The sequence below is a fragment of the uncultured Cyclobacterium sp. genome (assembly GCF_963976465.1).
Classification (GTDB): domain Bacteria; phylum Bacteroidota; class Bacteroidia; order Cytophagales; family Cyclobacteriaceae; genus Cyclobacterium.
The window spans coordinates 1-3,962 of the sequence record NZ_CAXBOC010000498.1; the positions used below are offsets into that span (position 1 = coordinate 1).

General features: G+C 35.6%; 3 protein-coding genes and 1 pseudogene. 2 read left to right on the top strand and 2 right to left on the bottom strand.

Going from position 1 to position 3,962, the window contains the following annotated elements:
- Positions 1 to 200: pseudogene (locus AAC037_RS21045) on the bottom strand (hypothetical protein); the annotation flags it as partial.
- A 243-nt stretch (positions 201 to 443) separates the two neighbouring features.
- Positions 444 to 1,022: a hypothetical protein gene (locus AAC037_RS21050; protein ID WP_339905391.1), complete on the bottom strand. Its 579-nt coding sequence runs from the start codon at positions 1,020 to 1,022 to the stop codon at positions 444 to 446.
- Between the two features lie 560 nt (positions 1,023 to 1,582).
- Here AAC037_RS21050 and AAC037_RS21055 point away from each other — a divergent pair.
- Positions 1,583 to 2,905, top strand: a complete 1,323-nt coding sequence (locus tag AAC037_RS21055; RefSeq protein WP_339905393.1) for a site-specific integrase — start codon at positions 1,583 to 1,585, stop codon at positions 2,903 to 2,905.
- Between the two features lie 17 nt (positions 2,906 to 2,922).
- Complete coding sequence (locus AAC037_RS21060; protein ID WP_339905395.1) at positions 2,923 to 3,798, top strand: hypothetical protein; 876 nt, start codon at positions 2,923 to 2,925, stop codon at positions 3,796 to 3,798.
- Positions 3,799 to 3,962: the final 164 nt, after the last annotated feature.

Sequence of the window (3,962 nt, forward strand, 5' to 3'; positions counted from 1 at the left end):
CTGTCCTGATCGTATAAGGCATAGAGTAGATAGGCTTCCGGAGCATTTTTTTGTTGCAAATCTCCGGCAATGATGCCAGAAAGGTTTAGCAGAGCAATAGGGTTGCCACTACCGGATCTTTGAAGACTTTCTCCCAGCTCACTTAAGCCATCTACCAAACTGTTTTTAGCTGATTGAGTCAAATAAGATGTCGCATGCATTTTGGCACCTTTTTTTTCAGCGTATTTTCCATGTACATGAAGGGTGGGTTATTGTTAAGGGAAATTTTATGAAATTCTATTATCATCAGGTCATTGCAAAAAGCTGATTTACAAATTTTTTGAATTTAATTACAGTTGATAGGAAGGTGAAATCGCAAATTACCCCTAGTTGAGGTCTTCATCCAAAAATTCCTGCCTATGCTTCACAATAAAAAAACAACCGCTTCGGGTGGATTCTTGTTTTTATTCCACAGCTGTGTCATCTAGATCCCTAAATTCAATTTCAAAATTTTTAGATTTCCTGATAGTCTGAGAACTTAATATCTTCTTATTTTCTTCAGGGTAAGGGTTGGAATAGTATACAACACCATGATTCGCTACATATTTCATAAAGGATAACTCTGATTCATGTTTATATAAATCATTTTCCAAAAATTCAGATATTGGAATACCTACTATAAACCCATCTACGGAATTAGGCGTAAATATTAAAGGGTTAATGCTCTCATATTCGGTTAACAGGAGAGTATCTTTGACTCCAGAGTATTCGAAGCATATATATAAATAAGGCGGTTCATCTGCATCTCGATTGAAGTGGGTATTAAGTAGGACAGTTACTGAATCTGATGAAGAATTGACAACATTAAAATCATAATAGATTCTCGGAATCACATATATTCTAGCCTTGTTCAGTGAATCATTTTCATAATAATTTATGAAAACTCTATCAATTTCAACCTGAAAACCAAGACTGTCGTTGTTTTTTGGATTCCGGCATCCACCCAGAAGGATAAGTGAAACAATTGCAATTCTAAATATCATCTTTCGCTTTTCTTTACAGTATTATAATTACTCCTTATAAAGTTTTTGTAATACTTTGTAGAAGTCCCCCCTAGGTGTAGTTTATGCCTTCGTGAAATGGGTGTATTAAGTAGCTTAAGAAAACAGATCCCCCTGTACTATATTCTGGGGTAGCTTGGGGTCCATAATTGGGCTATCAAGCTATTTTTGCTGTTCGATTTTAACAAAAATAAAGCTTACCAAATTAAATGGAACAGATGTCACCTGATTTTTACTGTTGTCTTTGTGGCTTTGACCAGAAGAAGTAGAAATTTGAATAATTTGCAACCCTACAAAAAAGAAAAACCCCAACTATCAATATTTCAGATAATTAGGGTTTTGTTCAGTAGAGAGTGGGGGATTCGAACCTATATACTAGAAGTGACAAAATATTATTATAAATACCATATATACATATATATAGCACAATTCTATCCCAGGTAAAGATAAGTTTTGAACACATTTAATCAACTTTTTCGCCCCTGAATTCACCCCTGTAATTTTTTTTCATTAAGTTTAAAAATCATTAAATAAACTAGGGCATGGAAGCATCTTTAAGGTATGAGCTAAGACGGGATTTGGAAAACAAAAAAGGTGAGCAACCACTTACATTATTGATTCACCTGTCAAGTCAGCGGAGAAAAGTTGCCACCGGGATCCGTCTTATACCAGAGCTTTGGTCCCATGAAAACCAGCAGATTTTAAACCTCACCACCAAACTAAAAACCCTTCTTCAGAAAAAATACGGTGACAACCTTCCTAAAAAGCAAACCTTAATCCACTATCAAGATGACCTTATTGATCTAAAGAATAAAGTCAGGAAGATTGAGGAAGGGTTTAGATCTAAGGGGATAGCCTATAGTATTGAAATGCTGATTGAGAAAATCAAGGAAACTAAAGAGATAAAAATCAAAAAAGAAGACTCTACCAACTTGGTTTACGACTTTATCGACCGGTACATTAATGAGCATGAACTCACAAGGGTTAAGGGTAGTCTAGTCGTTTATAAATCCCTCAAAAATCATTTAAAAAACTATGAAGTAAAGACCAGAACCAAAATTCGATTTGAAAATATCGATTATACATTTATGCAATCCTTCCAAAATTTTTTAATCGGATGGGAAAGAGTCCATGAGACCACAGGAACTGTCAATACTTTAAATAACATTACAATTGCTAAGCAATTAAGTACGCTCAAAACCTTTCTGGGATATGCCAAAAGACTGGGTATAAAAGTTAATGATGGGTATAAGGATTTCGCAATAAAAAGAGATAAGCTTGAAGTAATCGCTTTAACCCAAGATGAATTAGACCAACTTTTTACTTTCAACCTGAGCTCAAACAAACGGTTAAGACAAGTACGTGATGTTTTCTGCTTTAGCTGTGTTACCGGCCTTAGGTTTTCAGATCTTCAACAATTAAAAAGAGAACATATCAAAGAAATAGAAATCAGGCTGACAGTCAAAAAAACCAAAGAACACTTAATTGTCCCACTAAACAGTTACTCCAAAGTTATTTTACATAAATACAAAGAACTTGTCTCTCCCCTACCCGTAATTTCCAATCAAAAATTCAATAAATATGTTAAGGAACTTTGCAAATTGGTGGGTATCGATGATCCAATTGAGATCATCCGGTATAAAGGAGCCATCAAGCATGCAACTATTTACAAGAAACACGAAATTATCAGTGCACATACGGGTAGGAAAACCTTTGCAACTCTTTCACTGGAAAAAGGAATCCCAGCAGAAACTGTGATGAAAATAACCGGCCATTCAGATTATAAGAGCTTTCAACGCTATGTGAAAGTAACGGAAGAAAGAAAAAGAAATGAGATGCAGAAAGCCTGGGGTGCTCCTATTTGATATTTAAAATATAACCCATGAAAAAGTTTGATCCCAATAGACCTTTATGGCAATACAAACTCAGAGAATACTTACTGCTTTTTGACAGTTATTCGGAAGAGGAAAGAATTCTTGCTTATCGTTACGGTTGGCATATTTTTTCCAGCAATCGAAATCATTTTGAGGATTTTTGCCACTTTATCCAGCGCAGGAAATGGTTCATATACCTTTCCTTGATTTACCCAATCCTACTTACATTTCTAAGTCTTTTACTGGCCGTTTCAGTCCTGAATATGGACGTTACTTTAAAAGTACCCATTGCTATTATTTTCTCCGGGATAACAGCTGGAATTATTTACAATTTGATTGGCAATACGCTTAAAAATATTCGGGAGACGTGGATATTTTTAAAATATGTTGATCCTGCCGAAAAACTACCCAATTTCCGTGAGTTTGAAAATCTTGATTTTATGGACAAGGAAGGGGCAATCCAATTTTATGATAATATGAGGGCGAAGCGCGATTATTCTATTATAGCTGCTGATGAAAACGAGCTAGATAAAACGGAGAAATTACTGGCCCTTGATTTTCTATTAGGCGGTCCTGGAAATCTGAACGAACTAATTAACAAACTGTGTCATCACTCAACATGTAAATTGACTAAGGAAGGTGTTTATCGTGTATTAGGGGAAATTCTAGCAGCATCTCCAGACAATATTAAAAAGGACATCACAAAAGGAGTAAAAGAAATCAGGTCAGGAAAAAGCTTGGGTCAAAAAAGAATAGACCAGCTAACAAACGTCAAGACCATCTTTAATCAATCAAAACTGTCATTAAAGGCCAATGAAATTGATAAACTCCTTGACACTGCCCAAACAGCAACTCAGGATAAATCACGTTTGGATATATATTAATTTGCGGTTAAAGGACTTAATGTAGCAGGTACCATTCAAAAGTATAATTGTGCCATTCTAATTGGGAGTGTTAGCTCAACTCTGTCTGGCTTCCCTTCGGGGGGCTAGCCCCCATAGCCGTCAGGCTAAGTGTTTAAACGTCTGATTTTGAGAAAGTTTATCTT

Excerpts from the sequence above, each read along its gene's own strand:
- AAC037_RS21050 (WP_339905391.1), bottom strand. The coding sequence starts at position 1,022 with ATGATATTTAGAATTGCAATTGTTTCACTTATCCTTCTGGGTGGATGC.
- AAC037_RS21055 (WP_339905393.1), top strand. The coding sequence starts at position 1,583 with ATGGAAGCATCTTTAAGGTATGAGCTAAGACGGGATTTGGAAAACAAA.
- AAC037_RS21060 (WP_339905395.1), top strand. The coding sequence starts at position 2,923 with ATGAAAAAGTTTGATCCCAATAGACCTTTATGGCAATACAAACTCAGA.